Genomic DNA, 18258 nt, shown 5'->3' with positions numbered 1-18258 from the left:
CCCCGCCGTCTCGTCCTGCGGCCCGCCGCCGTCCGGCCGGCCCTGTGCCTGCTCCCGCTCGCGCTGGTCCTCGTGGTGGCCGTGCGCCACCGGTCCGTGCTCGCCGAGGGTTTCGGCCATCTGAGGTCGGCCGAGTGGCCCTGGCTCGTCGCGGCGGCCGCCGCGACCTGTCTGACCTGGGTGGCCGCGGCCGTGACCCGTCAGGGCGCCGTGATGGAACGGCTGCCCGCCCGCCGGCTGCTGGCCACCCAGTTCGCCGCGGGCGCCGCGAATCATCTGCTGCCCACGGGGCTCGGCGCCGGGGCGGTCAATCTGCGGTTCATGACGGTGTGCGGGGTGCCGCTGGCCCGCTCGTCGGCCGCGCTCGCGCTGTATCTGCTGGCCGAGGCGGTCGCCCGGCTGGCCCTGCTGCTCGGCCTGCTGATCGCCTTCCCCGACGCGCTCCGGGTGGACGGTCTGCTGCCGGACGGCGCGGTCGCACTGCTGCTGCTCGGCGCCGGTCTGGCCCTGTGCGGCGCGCTGGCGGCGCTCACGTTCGTGACGCGGCTGCGCACGGCCGTGTTCTCCTTCCTGCGCACCGCCTTCGGGGAGGCCCGCTCGGTGCACAGCCGCCCGTCCCGGGCCCTCGCCCTGTGGGGCGGTTCGCTGGCCTTCCCGCTGCTCCAGGCCGCCGGGCTGGCCTCGGTGGGGCGGGCGCTCGGCCTCCCGGTGTCGCCGACGCACATGATGATCGCGTATCTGGCGGCGACGATCGCGGTCGCGATGGTGCCGACGCCCGGCGGGCTCGGCTCGGTGGAGGCCGCGCTGGTCGTGACCCTGGTCGCGGCGGGCGGCCCGGTGGCCGTGGCGACCGCGGTGGTGCTCGCGTACCGGATCATCACGGTGTGGCTGCCGCTGCTGCCGGGGGCGCTGACGCTCGGGGCGCTGGTCCGCTGGAACGTGATCTGACGCGCGGGTCCTGGGGGCGGGATCCGATCCGGTCCGCCCCGAACCGTGCGTCGCGCCGCCCGCCGTGATACCGAGGAGCAACCACGGCGCGCGGTGTGGCGCGCCGGCCGCCGGAAGGGACAGCGCGATGCCGGTCCGCAGCGAACGTCAGGGTCACGTCACCACGATCGTCCTCTCCCGGCCCGCTGCCCGCAACGCCGTGGACGGGCCGACCGCCGCCGAACTGGCGGAAGCCTTCAGGACGTTCGAGGCGGACGAGACCGCGCGGGTCGCGGTGCTCTGGGGTGAGGGCGGCACCTTCTGCGCGGGCGCCGACCTGAAGGCGATGGGCACCGAGCGGGGCAACGAGGTCGCCGAGGAGGGTGACGGTCCGATGGGGCCCACCCGGCTGCGTCTGACCAAGCCGGTGATCGCGGCGGTCGCCGGGCACGCCGTGGCCGGCGGTCTGGAGCTGGCACTGTGGTGCGATCTGCGGGTCGCCGAGGAGGACGCCGTCTTCGGGGTGTTCTGCCGCCGCTGGGGGGTGCCGCTGATCGACGGGGGCACGGTACGGCTGCCCCGGCTCATCGGCACGAGCCGTGCGATGGACATGATCCTGACCGGCCGTGCGGTCCAGGCCCGGGAGGCCTACGAGATGGGGCTCGCGAACCGTCTCGTCCCGGTCGGCCGGGCCCGCGCCGAGGCCGAGCGGCTGGCCGCCGAGATCGCCGGCTTCCCGCAGTCGTGTCTGCGCAGCGACCGCGCCGCGGTCCTCGACCAGGAGGGCCTGGCGGAGAGGGAGGCGATGCGCATCGAACTCCGTTACGGCATGGATGTGTTGGCGGAGGGCATGGAGGGTGCGGCCCGCTTCGCCTCCGGCGCGGGTCGGCACGGTTCCTTCGGCGGACAGTGAGCGTCGCGCACCCCGTCCGGGCAGCCGGCGTACGGCAGTTGGGCCCGGTGGCCGGTACGGGACCTCAAGGGCCGTCCCGCACCGGGCTGGTGACGAAGGGGCGGCCGGATGCGGCAGGATGAGCCCTCTCCCGGACGAAGATGATCACTCGTCCGGGCACGACCGCGCGTTCCCGGATTCGAGCAGGTGGCAAGTGACGACACAGCACATTCGGCCCGCGGGCCCTCACCCCGGCCCCGCCCGCGGCCACGGCCCGCGAGGAGGCCGTCGATGAAGCGCTCCGTCACCCTGGACGACCTGATGATCGCCGGAATAGCCGTGGCGGCCGGGCTGCTGGCGGCGTTCCTGCTGCGGATGCTGCTGCGCTGGCTGGGCAAGCACGCCGAGCGCACCCGCTGGAGCGGCGACGACGTCATGGTCGACGCGCTGCGCACCGTCGTGCCGTGGTCGGCGGTGGCGGGAGGCGTCGCCGCGGCGGCCGCGGTGCTTCCGCTGACCGCGCCCATCGGCCGCACCGTCAACCGTTCGCTGACCGTGCTGCTCATCCTGGTCGCGACGGTCACCGCCGCGCGGCTGATCGCCGGTCTGGTCCGCTCGGTGACCCAGTCCCGCTCGGGCGTCGCCGGTTCGGCCACCATCTTCGTCAACATCACCCGGGTCGTGGTGCTGGCGATCGGTTTCCTGGTCGTCCTCCAGACCCTGGGAATCTCGATCGCGCCCCTGCTGACGGCCCTGGGTGTGGGCGGTCTCGCGGTCGCCCTCGCGCTCCAGGACACCCTGGCCAACCTCTTCGCGGGCGTGCACATCCTCGCCTCGAAGACGATCCAGCCGGGTGACTACATCCAGCTGAGCAGCGGGGAGGAGGGGTACGTCGTCGACATCAACTGGCGCAACACCACAGTCCGTCAGCTCTCCAACAACCTGGTCATCATCCCCAACGCCCAGCTCTCGGGCACCAACATGACCAACTTCACCCGGCCCGAGCAGCGGATGACGCTCACCGTGCAGGTGGGCGTCGGCTACGACAGCGACCTCGACCACGTCGAGCGGGTCACGAACGAGGTGGTCGCCCAGGTGATGACCGGGATCGACGGTGCCGTGCCGGAGCACGAACCCGCCGTGCGTTTCCACACCTTCGGCGACTCTCGCATCGGTCTGACCGTGATCCTCGGTGTGGGCGAGTTCAGCGACCAGTACCGGATCAAGCACGAGTTCATCAAGCGCCTGCACAAGCGCTACCGGGACGAGGGCATCCGGATTCCCTCGCCCGCCCGTACGGTCGCGATCCAGGCCGGCGGCACGGGCTTCCTGGAGACCGCGATACCGCATCAGCGCGAGGCCGCGAAGCGCCTCTGACCACGGGCCGGGCCGCGACGGTCCGGACGAGCTCGACCCGACGGACCGGGCCCCACAGGCCCGGCCGCGACGACGACGGGGGCCGGGCGGCACACGCCGCCCGGCCCCCGTCCCCTTGACCGGCCCGGTCAGAGCGTGGCGGTCGAGTCCGGGTAGTGGCCGGGCGCGCGGTGGCTCGGTGCGACCAGACTCGACACCACCGGGGTGACCGTCCAGTCCGGGTGGTTCGGCATGCGCGGTGTCCTCGTCCCGTACAGCCAGTCGTTCAGGAAGCCCGACTGGTCCGTTCCGGAGATCTCGGTGGCGACCGCGATGTAGTCCGCCGTGGTCGCCGAGCGGTTGCGGTGGCGGTCCAGGAAGGTCCGCTCGATGCGGTGGAAGACGTCCTCGCCGACGAGCTCGCGCAGCGCGTAGAGGACCAGCACGCCGCCCAGGTAGCGCTGGTTGTCGAACAGGTTGACGGCGTTCGGCGCGGCCACGGGTCCTGAGGACTGGCGCCACTGGTCGCCCCGGGCGTACGTGTCCTTCATCCGGGCTTCCATGGTGGTCAGCCCCAGCGAGTCCGCCCAGCCGCGCTCGTAGCGGTACAGCAGTCCGTAGAAGTCGGCGTGCCCCTCGTTCAGCCACAGGTCCGCCCAGTTGCCGGGGCTGACACTGTTGCCGAACCAGGAGTGGACCAGCTCGTGCATCATGTGCGAGCCGATCTTCTTCTCCTCCTGGAGCAGGAAGTTCGGCTTGTAGAGCGTGAGGGTCTGGGTCTCCAGGCCCGTGAAGTCGAAGGCGTTCGGGTCGTCGGAGTTGCAGGGCAGCAGCCCGTACGTCTCGAACGGATAGGCGCCGAGCCGCTGTTCCAGCCAGTCGAGAAGACCGGGGGTGAGCGCGAGCGCCGGCTCCAGCGCGGCGGCCCGCGCCGTCGGGACGACGTCCCGCAGCCCCAGTCCGCCGGGCCCCTGCCGTTCCTTGACGGTGTAGTCGCCGACGGTGATCTGCACCAGTTCGGTCGCCATCGGGGAGGCCGACCGGTACGTGTACGCGGTCCGGTCGCCGTCCAGGGTCTCCGTGCCCACCAGCGAGCCGTTCGCGACACCGCGCAGGGTGCTCGGCACGGTGACGCGGAAGCTGAAGTCCGCCTTGTCCGACGGGTGGTCGTTGCACGGGAAGACGGTGTGGGCGGCGTCGGGCTGGGGACACACCGCGAAGCCGTCGGGGGTGGGGACCCAGGCGGTGTGGGTCAGCTTCCGCGCCGGGTCCACGCCGTACTCGACACGGACCGCGACGGCGCAGTGCTCCGGCAGGGGGCGCGCCGGGGTGATCCGCAGCTTCTCGTCCACCTGCTCGAAGGCCGCCGTGACGGTGCCGACCCGCACCGCGCGCACGTCCAGGCCGAGCGCGTCGAGGGAGAAGCGGGAGAGGTCCTGCGTCGCCCTGATCATCAGGATCGCCTTGGCGTCGACCAGCCTGGTCGTGGCGTCGTACGAGAAGTCGAGGTGGTACGCCTCGACTCGGTAGCCGTCGTTGCCGAGGGACGGGAAGACGGAGTCGCCCAGGGTCTCCGCGCCCGGGGTGCCCCGGTCGGGCCGTGGGGCCAGGGGCAGCGCCGAGGCGGTCGGGGCGACGGCGAGGGCGGCGGCGGTGCCGAGCAGCGCGGCCGCGGGGGCCGTCACTCGGGTGCGATATCTCATGGTCCGCTTTCGTTCGGGCGGCGGAGGGCCGGGAGGTCCGCCGCGGGATCAGGTGCGCGATCACCTCCTGTACGCCTGGGCGGACGGCCCGGTTGCGGTTCCGTTTTCACTCCGGTCGGCGTGTTCACATCAGGCAGGGCCGGACGGATGCCCGCGTGTCCGCGCCGCGGGCCGCCTCGGGCGCGGACGGCCGGTTTCCACCACGCCCGGTCCGACGCGGAACGGACCCCTGTCGAGCCGGGGGCGCTCACGAGATATCTTGATGTCGAGCAATGTTGCAGACGTGGAGCGGAGCACCCGGTGACTGACTCGACCATCATTTACACGCACACTGACGAGGCCCCGGCCCTGGCGACGTATTCGTTCCTGCCGGTGGTCCAGGCGTACGCCTCGCAGGCGGGTGTCACTGTGGAGACCCGTGACATCTCGCTGGCCGGGCGCATCATCGCCCTCTTCCCGGAGTTCCTCCAGGAGGACCAGCGCATCGCGGACGCCCTGTCCGAGCTCGGTGAGCTGGCCAAGACGCCCGGCGCGAACATCATCAAGCTGCCGAACATCTCGGCGTCGATCCCCCAGCTGAAGGCCGCGGTCGCCGAGCTCCAGGCTCAGGGCTACGCGCTTCCGGACTACCCGGACGACCCGAAGTCGGACGAGGAGCGCGACATCCGCGCCCGTTACGACAAGGTCAAGGGCAGCGCCGTGAACCCGGTCCTGCGCGAGGGCAACTCCGACCGCCGCGCCCCCGCGTCGGTCAAGAACTACGCCAAGACGCACCCGCACCGCATGGGCGCGTGGTCGCCCGAGTCGAAGACGAACGTCGCCACCATGGGCGTCGACGACTTCCGCTCCACGGAGAAGTCCGCGGTGATCGCCGAGGCCGGCACGCTGCGCATCGAGCTCGTCGGCGACGACGGCTCCACCACCGTGCTGCGCGAGTCCGTACCCGTCCTCGCGGGCGAGGTCGTGGACGCCTCCGTCCTGCACGTCGCGCCGCTGCGCGAGTTCCTGACCGCGCAGATCGCCCGCGCCAAGGCCGAGGACGTGCTGTTCTCGGTGCACCTGAAGGCCACGATGATGAAGGTCTCCGACCCGATCGTCTTCGGTCACGTGGTGCGCGCCTTCTTCCCGAAGACGTTCGCGGCGCACGGCGAGACGCTCGCCGCCGCCGGTCTGACCCCGAACGACGGTCTCGGCGGCATCTTCAAGGGCCTGGAGGCCCTCCCCGAGGGTGCCGAGATCAAGGCGTCCTTCGACGCCGAGCTCGCCGAGGGCCCGGCCCTCGCGATGGTCGACTCCGACAAGGGCATCACCAACCTGCACGTGCCGTCCGACGTCATCGTCGACGCCTCGATGCCCGCCATGATCCGCACCTCCGGCCACATGTGGGGCCCGGACGGCCAGGAGGCCGACACCCTCGCGGTCCTGCCGGACTCCTCCTACTCCGGCGTCTACCAGGCCGTGATCGAGGACTGCCGCGCCAACGGCGCCTACGACCCCTCGACCATGGGCTCGGTCCCCAACGTCGGCCTCATGGCGCAGAAGGCCGAGGAGTACGGCAGCCACGACAAGACCTTCGAGATCCCGGTCACCGGCACGGTCCGTCTGGTCGACGCGGCCGGCGACGTGGTCCTGGAGCAGACGGTCTCGGCCGGCGACATCTTCCGCGCCTGCCAGACCAAGGACGCGCCGATCAAGGACTGGGTGAAGCTCGCCGTCACCCGCGCCCGCGCCACCGGCTCCCCGGCCGTGTTCTGGCTGGACGCGACCCGCGCCCACGACGCCAACCTGATCGCCAAGGTCGAGCAGTACCTGACCGAGCACGACACCGAGGGCCTGGACATCCGCATCCTGGCCCCCGTCGAGGCCACCAAGCTGTCGGTGGAGCGCATCCGCCGAGGCGAGGACACCATCTCGGTGACCGGCAACGTGCTGCGCGACTACCTGACCGACCTGTTCCCGATCCTGGAGCTGGGCACCAGCGCCAAGATGCTGTCGGTCGTCCCGCTGATGGCGGGCGGCGGCCTCTTCGAGACGGGCGCCGGCGGTTCCGCGCCCAAGCACGTCCAGCAGCTCGTCAAGGAGGACTACCTGCGCTGGGACTCGCTCGGCGAGTTCTTCGCGCTCGTGCCGTCCCTGGAGCAGTTCGCGAAGACCACCGGCAACGCCCGCGCCCAGGTCCTCGCCGACACCCTCGACCGCGCCACGGCGACCTTCCTCGACGAGGACAAGTCCCCGACCCGTCGCGTCGGCGGCATCGACAACCGCGGCAGCCACTTCTTCCTGTCCCTGTACTGGGCGCAGGAGCTGGCCCGTCAGACCGACGACGCGGACCTCGCCAAGGCGTTCGCCCAGCTCGCCGAGACGCTGGCCGCGCAGGAGGAGACGATCGTCGGAGAGTTGAACGCGGTCCAGGGCAACCCGGCCGACATCGGCGGCTACTACCAGCCCGACCCCGCCAAGGCCGCGAAGATCATGCGCCCGTCCGCCACCTGGAACGAGACGCTGGCGAACCTCGCCTGATCCACGGCACCACCCACGCACCACCTCGCGGACACACCTCCGCCCCCGCCGCCCCGGCCGGACTCTCCGGCCGGGGCGGCGTCGTCGTACCGTCCTCCCGGCGCGTCACGGTGACGGAGCGGGCCACCTGGAGGAGCAGCGGTGGCGGTGCGCAACGGCCGTTCATAGCTTCGGCCCATGACCAGACAACAGATGGCCTACCTCGCGTGCACGGCGGTCGTCGTCGCGTCGGGAGTGGGCGCAGCCCTGCCCGCCGACCACCCGTCGGTGCACCTGGTACGCCCGGGTGAATCCATCCAGAAGGCCGTGGACTCGGCGCGCGCGGGTGACACCGTCGTCGTCGCCCCCGGCACCTACCACGAGAGCGTCACCGTCACGGTGAAGGACCTGACGCTGCGGGGCGCGAGCGCCCGGTCCACCGTCATCGTGCCGAACACGGCCGCCACCGACGCCTGCGGCAAGGCGGGCAACGGCATCTGTGTGACGGGGACCGACAGCAAGCGGGTCTCCGGTGTCACCGTCGCCTCACTGACCGTCAGGGGCTTCGCCAAGCAGGGCCTGTGGGCGACCGGGACCGACCGGCTGACGGTGCGCGGGGTGACCGCCGAGAAGAACGGCCAGTGGGGCATCGCCGAGGAGCGGTCCCTGCGGACCAGGTTCGTCCGCAACACCGCGAAGGACAACGGCGACGCCGGTGTGTTCCTGTCCAACACGGTCGCCACCGAGGAGGGGGCCCGCGACACCGGGGGCACGGTGGTCGCCCACAATCTGCTGAGCGGCAACCGGATCGGCATCACGGTGCGGCGGCTGCGGAACCTGACCGTCGCCCGTAACGAGGCCACCGGCAACTGCACCGCGGTGTTCGTCGTGGGCGACGAGAACAAGCCGCGCGTCGGCGATCTGTCCGTGCGCGGCAACTACATCCACGCCAACAACAAGTCCTGTCCCAAGACCGCCCGGCTGCCCGCCCTCCAGGGCTCGGGGATCGTCCTGACCGGCGCGGAGGACACCCGGGTCACGCACAACCGGGTCGAGGACAACGTGGGCACCTCCCCGCTGTCCGGCGGGATCGTGCTGTTCAAGAGCTTCGTGGGCGCGCTCAGCGAGCGCAACGAGGTGCGCGACAACGTGCTCCTGCGCAACGGCCCCTCCGATCTCGCCAACCGCGACACCGCGGGCAAGGGCAACACGTTCCGGGGCAACACGTGCAAGGTCTCCGAGCCCTCAGGCATGTGCTGAGTACGGCACGACACCAGAATCGAGGCATTGAATGACCACTGTCGATCAGAGTCCCCCGCCGTCCATGCAGTTGCGGGAACTCGTCTTCGGGGCGGCCCGCGCCGCCGCCGTACGCGCCGCGGCCCGGCTGGGTGTGGCGGACGCCCTCGACGACATCCCCATGAGCGCCGAGGAACTGGCCGCCGCGGTGAAGACCCAGCCGGGGACCCTGCGCCGGCTGCTGCGCGCCCTGTCCTGCCAGGGCGTCTTCATGGAGCGCCCCGACGGCACGTTCGCGCACACGGACATGTCCCGGCTCCTGCGCGAGGACGACCCGAACAGCCTGCGCTACATCGCCCTGTGGTGCACCGAGCCGTGGACGTGGAACGTCTGGCCGAAGCTCGACGAGGCGGTCCGCTCCGGCCGCGGCGTCTTCGAGGACGTGTACGACAAGGAGTTCTTCCAGTACCTCAACGAGGACGCCCCGGAATCCGCGCACGTCTTCAACCGGGCGATGACGACGTCCAGTTCGCAGTCCGCCCAGGACGTGGCGAAGCTCCTGGACCTGCGGGGCGTGAAGTCGGTCGCCGACATCGGAGGCGGCCAGGGTCACGTCGTGGCCAGCCTGCTGGAGAAGCACCCCGGACTGCACGGCACCCTGCTCGACCTGCCGGGCGTGGTGGAGAACGCCGATCCGCGGCTGCGCGAGGGCGGGGCACTGGCCGGCCGGGTGCGGATCGTGCCCGGGGACTGCCGTGAGGACATCCCGGTCCGGGCGGACGTGTACATCATCAAGAACATCCTGGAGTGGGACGACGAGAGCACCCGCAGGGCGCTCGCGAACGTCCGCGCGGCGGCCGGGCCCGGTGCCCGGGTCGTCGTCATCGAGAACCTGGTGGACGACACCCCGTCCATGCGGTTCACGACGGCCATGGACCTGCTGCTGCTCCTGAACGTCGGCGGTGCCAAGCACACCCGGCAGAGCATGGTCGACCGGCTCACCGCGGCCGGCCTGGTCATCGGCGAGATCCGCCCGGTGAACCCCTATCTCCACGCCTTCGAGTGCACGGTCCCGGGCTGACCGGGCGGCGCACGCGGTACGACCCGAGGCCGCCGGTTCCGCTTCGTCGCGGAGCCGGCGGCCTCGGGTCGTGTCACGGTGCCTCAGGAGGCGGTGTCCCGCTCCCAGCGGTAGAAGCACTGCGCCATGGCGTCCTTGGGGCTGCGCCAGGTCTGCGGGTCGTACGCGCTGACGTACGCGGAGAGTTCCTCGCTGACGTTCCGGAACTCGGGGTGTCCGGCCACCTTCGCGATGGCGGGTCCCGGGTCCCGTTCCGATTCGATGAGGTGCAGGTACACGTCACCGAACTGGAAGAGGCTGCGCCGGTTGACCCCGATGAGGTGCGGGAGCTCACCCCGGTCGGAGGCGGCGAACACGTCGGAGATCGCCGGGGCCGAGCCGGGGGCCATACGGGCGACGATCAGGGCGTGATGCATCGGGTGTCCTTTCCTGTGCCGGTCTCGGCGGGTCAGCGGGGCATGGCGGCGGGGCTGCGCCGCTCACGGGCGGCCTGCTCGATCCGGTCCCGGATGAGGGCCATCTGGACGACGGAGTTGCGGTTGATGTTGTCCGTCATCCAGTCGTCGTCGACCGGGGCGTCGGGCTTCATCGCGAAGTCCTGCACCCAGCGCATGTGCGTGCCGGCCGGCGTCTCCTCGTACTCCCACCGGATGTTCATGTGCGCGAACGGTCCCGTCTCGACGCGGCGCGCCCGGACGGTCCGCCCGGGACGGTCGACGGTGCGCTGCGAGACCCAGCTCCACACCTTGCCGTTCTCGTCCGGGTGCATGGTGAGGCGGAACGTGGTCGTGTCGCCGTCCCTGGTCAGGACCTCAAGGGCCGCGTACTCGCTGAAGAGTTGTGGCCAGTTCTCGATGTCGTTGGTGATGTCCCACACGAGGTCGAGCGGGGCGTCGATGACGATGCTGTTCTCGGTGTGTCCGGGCACTTCAGGCTCCAGCCTTGAGGGTGTCGTTGACGAGGTCGAGGAACTCCCGCGGTGTCTTGCAGCGCTCCGCGTCGGGGGGCAGGGGCCGGCTGTACCGGTTCTCCAGTTCGCCGACGATGCCGAGCAGAGCGAGCGAGTCGAGTCCGAGGGTGCCGAACGGCGCGTCGAGGGACCGCGTCAGTTCGAGGGGGTCGACGGTGATGCCGGCCGCCTTCTTCATGAGCGCGGCCAGTTCGTCGACGGTCACTTCGGTGGTGATCATGCGGTGGTTCTCCTCACGTGCGGCCCGGACCAGCGGGCGCGGTCGCGGACTAGCGGGCGCGGTCGCCGCGGCGTACGACCAGGGCGGCGTTGGACCCCATGAGTCCCCTGCTGAGGACCAGGGCCGTGCGCAGTTCGGCGGGGCGGGCGTTCGACGTCACCAGGTCGAGGTCGTGGCAGACGTCGAACACGTTGGGGGTGGGAGGGATCTGGCCGTGCTCCATCGCGAGGACCGCGGCCGCGGTGTCGAGCAGGGGTGCCCCGCAGTAGGCCCGTCCGATGCCGGTCTTGGGCGCCGTGACGGGTACCCGGGTGCCGTGCGCCCCGAGGGCGTCGGCGATGGCCAGGGCTTCGGCGCGGTCGGCGGCCGGGACGCCCAGGGCGTCGGCGAAGACGACATCGATCTCCTCCGGGGCGCAGCCGGCCTCGGCGAGGGCGCCCCGGATCGCCTGGGCGAGCCCTTCCCGGGACCGCTCCCACTGCGAGGCTCCGGTGAACGTGGCCGCGTGTCCGGCGACCAGGGCCCGGATCCCGGCTCCCCGCTCGCGCGCCCGCCGTTCGTCCTCGACGACGAGCATGGCGCCGCCTTCCGCGGGCACGAAGCCGCAGGCTCCCTCGGTGAAGGGGCGGTAGGCGCGCGCGGGGTCCTCGACGGTGCTGAGTTCGGGGTAGCCGAGCTGGCAGACCATCGAGTACGGGGCGAGCGGCGCCTCGGCGGCGCCGACGAGCATCGCGCCGGTGCCGCGCCGCACTCCGCGGGCGGCGTGCGCGACGGCGTCCAGTCCTCCGGCCTCGTCGCTCGCGACGACTCCGCAGGGACCCTTGAATCCGCCGCGGATGGAGATCTGGCCGGTGCTGGCGGCGTAGAACCAGGCGATGGACTGGTACGGCCCGACGAACTTGGAGCCCTGGCCCCACAGTTTCTGGAGTTCACGCTGGCCGAACTCGCCGCCGCCGGATCCGGCGGCGGTGACCACGCCGACGTCGTACGCGTCCTCGGGTGCGCCCGTTCCGAGGCCCGCGTCGTCGAGGGCGAGAACGGTCGCGGCCAGCGCGAAGTGGCTGAAGCGGTCGGTCTGGACGAGGAAGCGTTCTTCGATGAGGTCCGCGGCGTCGAAGGCCCGTACCTCACCGGCGACGCGCAGCGGCAGATGTCCGCAGCCCTCGCGGGTGATGCCGTCGAGGACGCTGAGGCCTTCCCTGACGGATTTCCAGTAGGCGTCGGTGCGCAGTCCGTTGGGCGCGATGACACCGATGCCGGTGACGGCCGCGTTGCGGGGGCGCTGTGTGCTCATCGTGTCCTCCCAGCCGGCCCGGTCAGGAGCACCGCGGACTGGAATCCGCCGAACCCGCTGCCGACGGAGAGCACGTTCCTGAGCTTCCGCTGGCGTGCGGTGCGCGGCACGTAGTCCAGGTCGCACTCGGGGTCGGGGGTCTCGTAGTTCGCCGTGGGCGGCACCACCTGGTGCTTCAGGGCGAGGACGCAGGCGACGACCTCGATCGCGCCGATCGCGCCCAGCGAGTGGCCCACCATGGATTTGATGGAGCTCATCGGTGTCCTGCGGGCGTGCTCGCCCAGGGACCGTTTGACCGCGGCGGTCTCGTGCCGGTCGTTCTGCCGGGTGCCGGAGCCGTGCGCGTTGACGTAGTCGATGAGCGTGGGGTCGAGCCGGGCCTGGTCGAGCGTGCTGTCGATGGCCCGGGACATCTCCAGGCCCTCGCTGGTCAGACCGGTCATGTGGTAGGCGTTGCCGTAGGTGGCGTAGCCGCCGATCTCGCAGTAGATGTGCGCGCCGCGGGCCCTGGCGTGCTCGTAGTCCTCCAGGACCAGGACGGCCGCGCCCTCGCCCATGACGAAGCCGTTGCGGTTGGCGTCGAAGGGCCGGGAGGCGTGCTCGGCGTCGTCGTTGTCGGGGGACGTGGCCTTGATGGCGTCGAAGCAGGCCATCGTGATCGGGGATATCGGGGAGTCGGACGCCCCGGCTATGCAGACGTCGGCCCGGCCTTCCTCGATCGTGTGGAAGGCGTATCCGACCGCGTCGAGTCCGGAGGTGCAGCCGGTGGAGACGGTCTGCACCGGTCCCTGTGCCCCGAACTGTTCGGCGACGACCGAGGCGAGGGTGCTGGGCGCGAACGCGAGGTGCAGTTTGGGGTCGGCGGCGCGGTGGTCCACGTCCCATCGCCGGCCCGACTCGCTGACCTGGACGTAGTCGTGTTCGAGACGGGTGGTGCCGCCGACGGCGCTGCCCAGGGAGACGGCGACGCGCCACGGGTCTTCCCGGCTCGTGTCGAGGCCGGAGTCGCGGACGGCCTCCTCGGCCGCGACCACGGCGAACTGGATGTACCGGTCGGCGTGTTCGATCAGCTCCGGGTCCAGGCCGTGCGCGAGCGGGTCGAAGTCGCATTCGGCGGCTATGCGCGAGCGCAGGCCCGCCGGGTCGAAGAGCGTGATGCCCCGGGTCGCGGTGCGGCCGCCTTCGAGGAGGTCCCAGAACGCCTTTGTCCCGGTGCCTCCAGGAGCGACCACACCGATGCCGGTGACGGCCACCCGCCGCGTCACTTTATGGCCCCGCTTCGCTCGGACGGCTGTCCGTGGTCCGGCGCGGACAGGTTGGGCACGGTGGTCATGAACTCGGGGTTCGGCACGGAGTCGTCGGTGGCCTCCGTGTCGACATGGCCGAGGCTCGGTCGCGGGGCGAGCGGGCCGAGGTGGAAGACCATGCGGGCCTCCTCGTCGCCGACGTTGCGGAAGCGGTGCCGCATGTCGATCGGGATCAGCAGGCCCTGGTCGCGCCGGAGCGCGAACGCCTCACCGTCCAGGTCCACTTCGAGGGCGCCGCTGACCACGTACACGAACTCCTCGGAGTACGGGTGGTAGTGCTCGCCGATGCGCTCGCCCGGCTGGATGATGGCGAGCCCCATGAAGCCGCTGGTGGACCCCGCCGTGGCGGGCGTGAGCAGGGCCCGGATGTCTCCTCCGCGCCTGCGGTTGGGTTCCGTCTCGCTCAGGTCCACGATGCGTGGATGGTGCTGGATCATGCTTGAACCTCCGGGTGGGGCGAGGACGTCGGATGGGACGTCCGGGGACGCGGGCTGCGGCGCTCCGTCAGGAGTCCGCAGAGCTCCGGTCGGTGATGGGCAGCATGTCGGCGTGCGACAGGAGGCGGTTGATGTTGCGTTCCGTCCCCAGGGAGCCCTCGACGCCGATCGCGGGGCCGTCGAGGAGGCGCTCCAGTTCGGCGGTCTTCCCTTCGCCCTTGAGGCCGAGGGAGGCGACGGGGTCGCCGTCGAGGTCGCCCGTGATGTCGACGAGCCGCACCACGATGTCGTCGCGCTGGAAGACGGTGCTGCTGTACACCGGGCTGTTCCTGTCGTCGGCCGCGGCCTCGTCCTGGTGGGCGAGCAGCCGGGCCAGTTCCATTCCGCAGCCGGGGCGGGCCGGGTAGAACAGCGCGTGCCGGGTGACCTTCGCCGGTTCCTCGCGGCCGGAGACCACGTGGTGCACGGCGGGGAGCGCGGCACGGGTGAAGAAGACCCGCGCCGAGTCGGGGTCGCGCAGGTCCCGGTCCTGCTCCAGATAGGGGTTGATGGCCTCCTCGACGGCCCGGACCTCGGGCTGGCGCGACACGTGGCGCAGCGCGGCGAGGAGGTCGCCCTCGACCTCCACGGCCCGTACGACCCGGTTGCCGTGCATGAACAGCGAGGTGCGGCGCAGCCGGGTGGTGTCGTCGACCTGGGCCTCGGGCGACTCGTAGCCGGCCAGGATCTCCGCGACCTTCGACTCGGATCCGGGCTTGACGGTGAAGGTGAGGGCGTGGCGCGCGACGCCCTTGCCCTCGCGGGCCTCGACCTGGAGGGCCGACCGGGCCGACTCCGGGGTGAGCGGCTCGGCGGGGGTGGTCTCGCGCAGGATGCTGTAGCGCATGGACCGGGTGTCCCGGACGCAGCTGTGCATGGGCCGGACGGTCTCGACGTGCTCCTCGCTGTTCACCCAGGCGAGGAAGGGCGGGGCGCTCTCCCACTCGCTGGTGATGAGCCACTGCGAAGGGTTCTCGATCGACTGGCAGAGCTGGTCGCTGAGGTGACCGGGCACCGAGGCGACCTGGTTGCGCATGAGCTCGTACGCGTCGAGGAACTGCTGCTGGGCGCCTTCGTACAGGTCGAGCAGCAGGATCACCCGCAGCTTCGAGCCGTCGAAGGCCGACTGCGCGATACGTCCCGAGTTGGACATTGCGGCACACCTCTCCTTTTCGTCACGGAAGTCCGGAACGACCGCGGTATCCGACACGCCGGGGCCGCCATGTGCTGATCGTTGCCGCGTGTCCTGGACTGCGCGAGCCCCGCGGGTCAGGCGAGTGAACCGCGCGCCATCCGGGTGCCCCTGCCGCGCGAACCGGCCCGCACCGGGCATGGAATCTGCATCCCATCCCTGACTCGCGTCCCAGGGGGCGCTGGAGGCAATCGATGAACCGATTCGAAGAGGCCGGCGAGAACGGTCTCCACACGCCCGTCCTCATCGTCGGCGGCTCACTGGTGGGCCTCTCGACCTCGCTGTTCCTGGGGCGCCTCGGAGTGCCGCACATCCTGGTCGAGCGGCACGCGGGCACGTCGAGGCATCCGCGCGGGCGCGGCAACAACGTGCGCACCATGGAGATCTTCCGGGTGGCCGGGGTGCAGCGGCGCATCGAGGAGGCGGCGTCCGTCCTCGCCGACAACCACGGCATCCTCCAGACGCCGACCCTGGTGGGCGACGCCGGGGAGTGGCTGTTCAAGGAGATCGACCCCGGCGGCGGGCTGGCCCGGTTCAGCCCGGGGGCCTGGTGCCTGTGCAGCCAGAACGACCTCGAACCCGTGCTGCTGAAGACCGCGCGGGAGCTGGGCGGCGATCTGCGGTTCTCGACCGAGCTGATGTCCTTCGAGCAGGACTCCGAGGGAGTGACGGCGAAGGTCAAGAGCCGGGAGACCGGCGAGCACACGACGATCCGCGCGGACTATCTCGTCGCGGCGGACGGTCCGCGCAGCCCCATCCGGGACACGCTCCGCATCGGCCGGACCGGTCCTGGCGACCTGTTCCACAACGTGAGCCTCACGTTCACCTCGCGGGCTCTCGCGGAGGTCGTCGGAGACCGCCGGTTCATCGTCTGCTATCTGACCGATCCGGCGGCCGACGGCGCTCTGCTGCCCGTGGACAACAAGGAGCACTGGGTCTTCCACGCTCCCTGGCACCCCGAACACGGGGAGACGCTGGAGGAGTTCACGGACGAGCGCTGCGTGGAGCACATCCGGCGGGCCGTCGGTGTACCGGATCTCGATGTGGAGATCACCGGCCGGGCGGCCTGGCACGCGGCCGAGCGGGTGGCCGAACGGTACGCGCAGGGGCGGGTGTTCCTGGCCGGCGACTCGGCCCACGAGATGTCCCCGACGGGGGCGTTCGGCTCCAACACCGGTATCCAGGACGCCCACAACCTCGCCTGGAAGCTGTCCGCCGTGCTGGCCGGCTGGGCGGGTCCCGGGCTGCTGAGGTCCTACGACGCCGAGCGCCGGCCGGTCGCGGAGGCGACGAGCGCGCGTGCCTCGTCGCGTTCGGTCGAGCACAGCCACCCCGGGTACACCCCGGAGCCGGGAGCGGCCGGGCAGGGCGGCCCCGGCGGCAGGAAGGGCGGCATCCTCAACGTGGCGCTCGCGTACCGCTATCCGCGGGGCGCGGTCCTCGGCGCCGACACGTCGGCGCCTGTGGTGCCCGAGGGCGTACGGCTGACGGGCGAGCCGGGCAGCAGGGCGCCCCACCTGTGGCTGACCCGCGCCGGCGCCCGGATCTCCACGCTGGATCTGTACGAGCGTTCCATGGTGCTGCTGAGCTCGGCGGACGGGGCCGGGGCCTGGCACGAGGCGGCGCGGGACACGGCCCGGCAGTTGTCCGTCCCGCTCGACTCGTACCGGATCGGCGGCGGTCCCGAGGCCGATCTGGTGCCCGCGGGCGACGCGGACTGGGCGCAGGTCCACGGTGTGGGCGCGGAGGGCGCGGTGCTGGTCCGCCCCGACGGCTTCGTCGCGTGGCGGTCCGAGGGGCCGTCGAAGGACCCCCGGACGACACTGCGCAAGGCCCTGGTCGCCCTGCTGGACCAGGCCTGAGGCGCCCTTCGCGGGCGGTCGGCGGACGACGCCGGCGCCCGCGGGGCACGGAGAACGCCCGGAGGCCGTATCGGAATTCCGATACGGCCTCCGGCCACGACTTCTTCTGTCGGGACGACAGGATTTGAACCTGCGACCCCTTGACCCCCAGTCAAGTGCGCTACCAAGCTGCGCCACGTCCCGATGCGTCTCGCACACGGTGACCCGTGTGTTCGCGCACCCGAACCCTACCGCACGTCGGTGGACGTCCGCGCACACACGGTCATCGCCGCAGCGCAGCGGGGGTCGGCGCCGGACCGGGGGGCCGGCGTTCCGGGGCCGGTCAGGCGTTGGGATCGAAGGGGATGCCGGCGGGCTCGGCCTTCGCCAGGTGGGAGCTGAAGCTGTCGTCCCTGAGGCCGAAATGGGCACTGCCGAAGTCGTAGGCGGTCAGCTTGTCGCGCAGTCCGGCGGGGTAGCCGTTCCAGCCGACCAGGGTCGGGAACTGCCAGGTGTGGTAGCTGTTCTCCGGCGGTTCGTCGTGCGTGTTCGCGGGCCGGAAGCAGTGGGTGCCGATTCCGTCCTTGTGGTAGACGACCTTGGGATGCGTCCCGTCCCAGCGGATCTGGTTTCGGTTGTAGATGTTGAAGTTGCCGTGCGCCGACGTGGAGACGTACTTGGCCTCGTTGTCCTGGATCCACACCACGACGTGCTCCCAGTCGTTGCGGTGCCCGCCGAGCCCGCTGCCGACGACGGCCTGGTCCTTCTCCATGTAGAGGCCGTAGATGACGGCGCACCAGCCGTTGTTGCACTTCTCCCGGGAGTAGCCGTTGGTGTTGTCGAGGTCCCAGGGGTCGTGACAGTGGCCGTTGAGGGCCCCGGAGGGCTTGAGGCCGGGGTTGATCGTCCCGTCCGGGCCGATGGCCGGGGTCGGGTAGCAGCCGTCGGTGTCGTAGTCGAAGGCCGGCTGGAACGTGCTCTCCAGTGTGTCCGCGTTCCCCGGCAGGGCCGTGGGCGGGTCGGCGAGGGCGCTGCCCGGAAAGGCGACGACCAGGGCGACGGCGCTGCCGAGGACGAGCGAGACCTTGCGGGCCCGCGAGCTTCTTGTCACTGCTTCCTCCCGATCGACCGCTGCGTGGGGGCAGGGCAGACCAGGCGGTCGTCTTGGCATGCCCAGGTCAGCCTCCCGGGCGTGCGGGGAAAACACCAGAGTCCGCGGGTGTCGGAGCGATGACGGATGTCCAACGGGATGCAGGGCAAA

At 71.3% G+C, this 18258-nt stretch carries 16 protein-coding genes and 1 tRNA gene; 7 read left to right on the top strand and 10 right to left on the bottom strand.

Annotated elements, in window-relative coordinates:
• Positions 1–15: 15 nt before the first annotated feature.
• The 3 genes from ACZ4AA_RS25855 (at position 16) to ACZ4AA_RS25845 (ending at position 3196) form a co-directional block, all read left to right on the top strand.
• Positions 16–948 carry a lysylphosphatidylglycerol synthase transmembrane domain-containing protein gene (locus tag ACZ4AA_RS25855; RefSeq protein ID WP_467607770.1) on the top strand — a complete coding sequence of 311 codons (933 nt, stop codon included), beginning with the start codon at positions 16–18 and terminating at the stop codon, positions 946–948.
• Positions 949–1075: 127 nt separating this feature from the next.
• Complete coding sequence (locus ACZ4AA_RS25850) at positions 1076–1840, top strand: crotonase/enoyl-CoA hydratase family protein (protein WP_467607433.1); 765 nt, start codon at positions 1076–1078, stop codon at positions 1838–1840.
• A 270-nt stretch (positions 1841–2110) separates the two neighbouring features.
• A complete protein-coding gene (locus ACZ4AA_RS25845) occupies positions 2111–3196 on the top strand; it encodes a mechanosensitive ion channel family protein (protein WP_467607431.1) in 1086 nt (361 codons plus the stop codon).
• Positions 3197–3324: 128 nt separating this feature from the next.
• On the opposite strand, the gene ACZ4AA_RS25840 is transcribed toward ACZ4AA_RS25845, so the two are convergent.
• The gene (locus ACZ4AA_RS25840) at positions 3325–4878 is read right to left on the bottom strand and encodes a M1 family metallopeptidase (protein ID WP_467607427.1); all 1554 of its coding nucleotides are present in this window, start codon (positions 4876–4878) and stop codon (positions 3325–3327) included.
• 300 nt (positions 4879–5178) lie between these two features.
• On the opposite strand from ACZ4AA_RS25840, the gene ACZ4AA_RS25835 reads away from it, so the two are divergent.
• The 3 genes from ACZ4AA_RS25835 to ACZ4AA_RS25825 all read left to right on the top strand — a co-directional run bounded on the left by ACZ4AA_RS25835 (position 5179) and on the right by ACZ4AA_RS25825 (position 9697).
• Positions 5179–7398: an NADP-dependent isocitrate dehydrogenase gene (locus ACZ4AA_RS25835; RefSeq protein ID WP_467607424.1), complete on the top strand. Its 2220-nt coding sequence runs from the start codon at positions 5179–5181 to the stop codon at positions 7396–7398.
• A gap of 177 nt (positions 7399–7575) precedes the next feature.
• Positions 7576–8637 carry a right-handed parallel beta-helix repeat-containing protein gene (locus tag ACZ4AA_RS25830; protein ID WP_467607422.1) on the top strand — a complete coding sequence of 354 codons (1062 nt, stop codon included), beginning with the start codon at positions 7576–7578 and terminating at the stop codon, positions 8635–8637.
• Between the two features lie 31 nt (positions 8638–8668).
• Positions 8669–9697, top strand: coding sequence for a methyltransferase (locus ACZ4AA_RS25825; RefSeq protein WP_467607420.1), 1029 nt, complete (start codon positions 8669–8671; stop codon positions 9695–9697).
• Between the two features lie 83 nt (positions 9698–9780).
• Here the strand turns inward: ACZ4AA_RS25825 and ACZ4AA_RS25820 are convergent, their stop codons facing one another.
• From ACZ4AA_RS25820 to ACZ4AA_RS25790, 7 genes are all read right to left on the bottom strand, one after another.
• A complete protein-coding gene (locus ACZ4AA_RS25820; protein ID WP_467607417.1) occupies positions 9781–10113 on the bottom strand; it encodes a TcmI family type II polyketide cyclase in 333 nt (110 codons plus the stop codon).
• Between the two features lie 32 nt (positions 10114–10145).
• On the bottom strand, positions 10146–10625 hold the full coding sequence (locus ACZ4AA_RS25815) for an SRPBCC family protein (protein ID WP_467607414.1): 480 nt from the start codon (positions 10623–10625) through the stop codon (positions 10146–10148).
• A gap of 1 nt (position 10626) precedes the next feature.
• On the bottom strand, positions 10627–10887 hold the full coding sequence (locus tag ACZ4AA_RS25810; RefSeq protein WP_467607412.1) for an acyl carrier protein: 261 nt from the start codon (positions 10885–10887) through the stop codon (positions 10627–10629).
• 49 nt (positions 10888–10936) lie between these two features.
• Positions 10937–12181: a ketosynthase chain-length factor gene (locus ACZ4AA_RS25805; RefSeq protein WP_467607408.1), complete on the bottom strand. Its 1245-nt coding sequence runs from the start codon at positions 12179–12181 to the stop codon at positions 10937–10939.
• Complete coding sequence (locus ACZ4AA_RS25800; RefSeq protein WP_467607406.1) at positions 12178–13446, bottom strand: beta-ketoacyl-[acyl-carrier-protein] synthase family protein; 1269 nt, start codon at positions 13444–13446, stop codon at positions 12178–12180. Before ACZ4AA_RS25800 ends, ACZ4AA_RS25805 begins: the two co-directional genes overlap by 4 nt.
• The gene (locus tag ACZ4AA_RS25795) at positions 13443–13925 is read right to left on the bottom strand and encodes a cupin domain-containing protein (RefSeq protein ID WP_467607404.1); all 483 of its coding nucleotides are present in this window, start codon (positions 13923–13925) and stop codon (positions 13443–13445) included. The genes ACZ4AA_RS25800 and ACZ4AA_RS25795 overlap by 4 nt, the downstream gene beginning before the upstream one ends.
• Positions 13926–13992: 67 nt before the next feature.
• Complete coding sequence (locus tag ACZ4AA_RS25790; protein ID WP_467607401.1) at positions 13993–15117, bottom strand: SchA/CurD-like domain-containing protein; 1125 nt, start codon at positions 15115–15117, stop codon at positions 13993–13995.
• A 233-nt stretch (positions 15118–15350) separates the two neighbouring features.
• Here ACZ4AA_RS25790 and ACZ4AA_RS25785 point away from each other — a divergent pair, with 233 nt between their 5' ends.
• Entirely contained in the window at positions 15351–17018 is a 1668-nt protein-coding gene (locus ACZ4AA_RS25785; RefSeq protein WP_467607398.1) for an FAD-dependent oxidoreductase, read from the top strand.
• 109 nt (positions 17019–17127) lie between these two features.
• Here the strand turns inward: ACZ4AA_RS25785 and ACZ4AA_RS25780 are convergent.
• Both ACZ4AA_RS25780 and ACZ4AA_RS25775 read right to left on the bottom strand, forming a co-directional pair.
• Positions 17128–17201 (bottom strand) — tRNA-Pro (locus ACZ4AA_RS25780).
• A gap of 139 nt (positions 17202–17340) precedes the next feature.
• A complete protein-coding gene (locus tag ACZ4AA_RS25775; protein WP_467607394.1) occupies positions 17341–18108 on the bottom strand; it encodes an NPP1 family protein in 768 nt (255 codons plus the stop codon).
• Positions 18109–18258: the final 150 nt, after the last annotated feature.

The sequence above is a fragment of the Streptomyces sp. NPDC024698 genome, from assembly GCF_055559015.1.
This window is presented reverse-complemented; position numbering and strand designations above follow the sequence as displayed.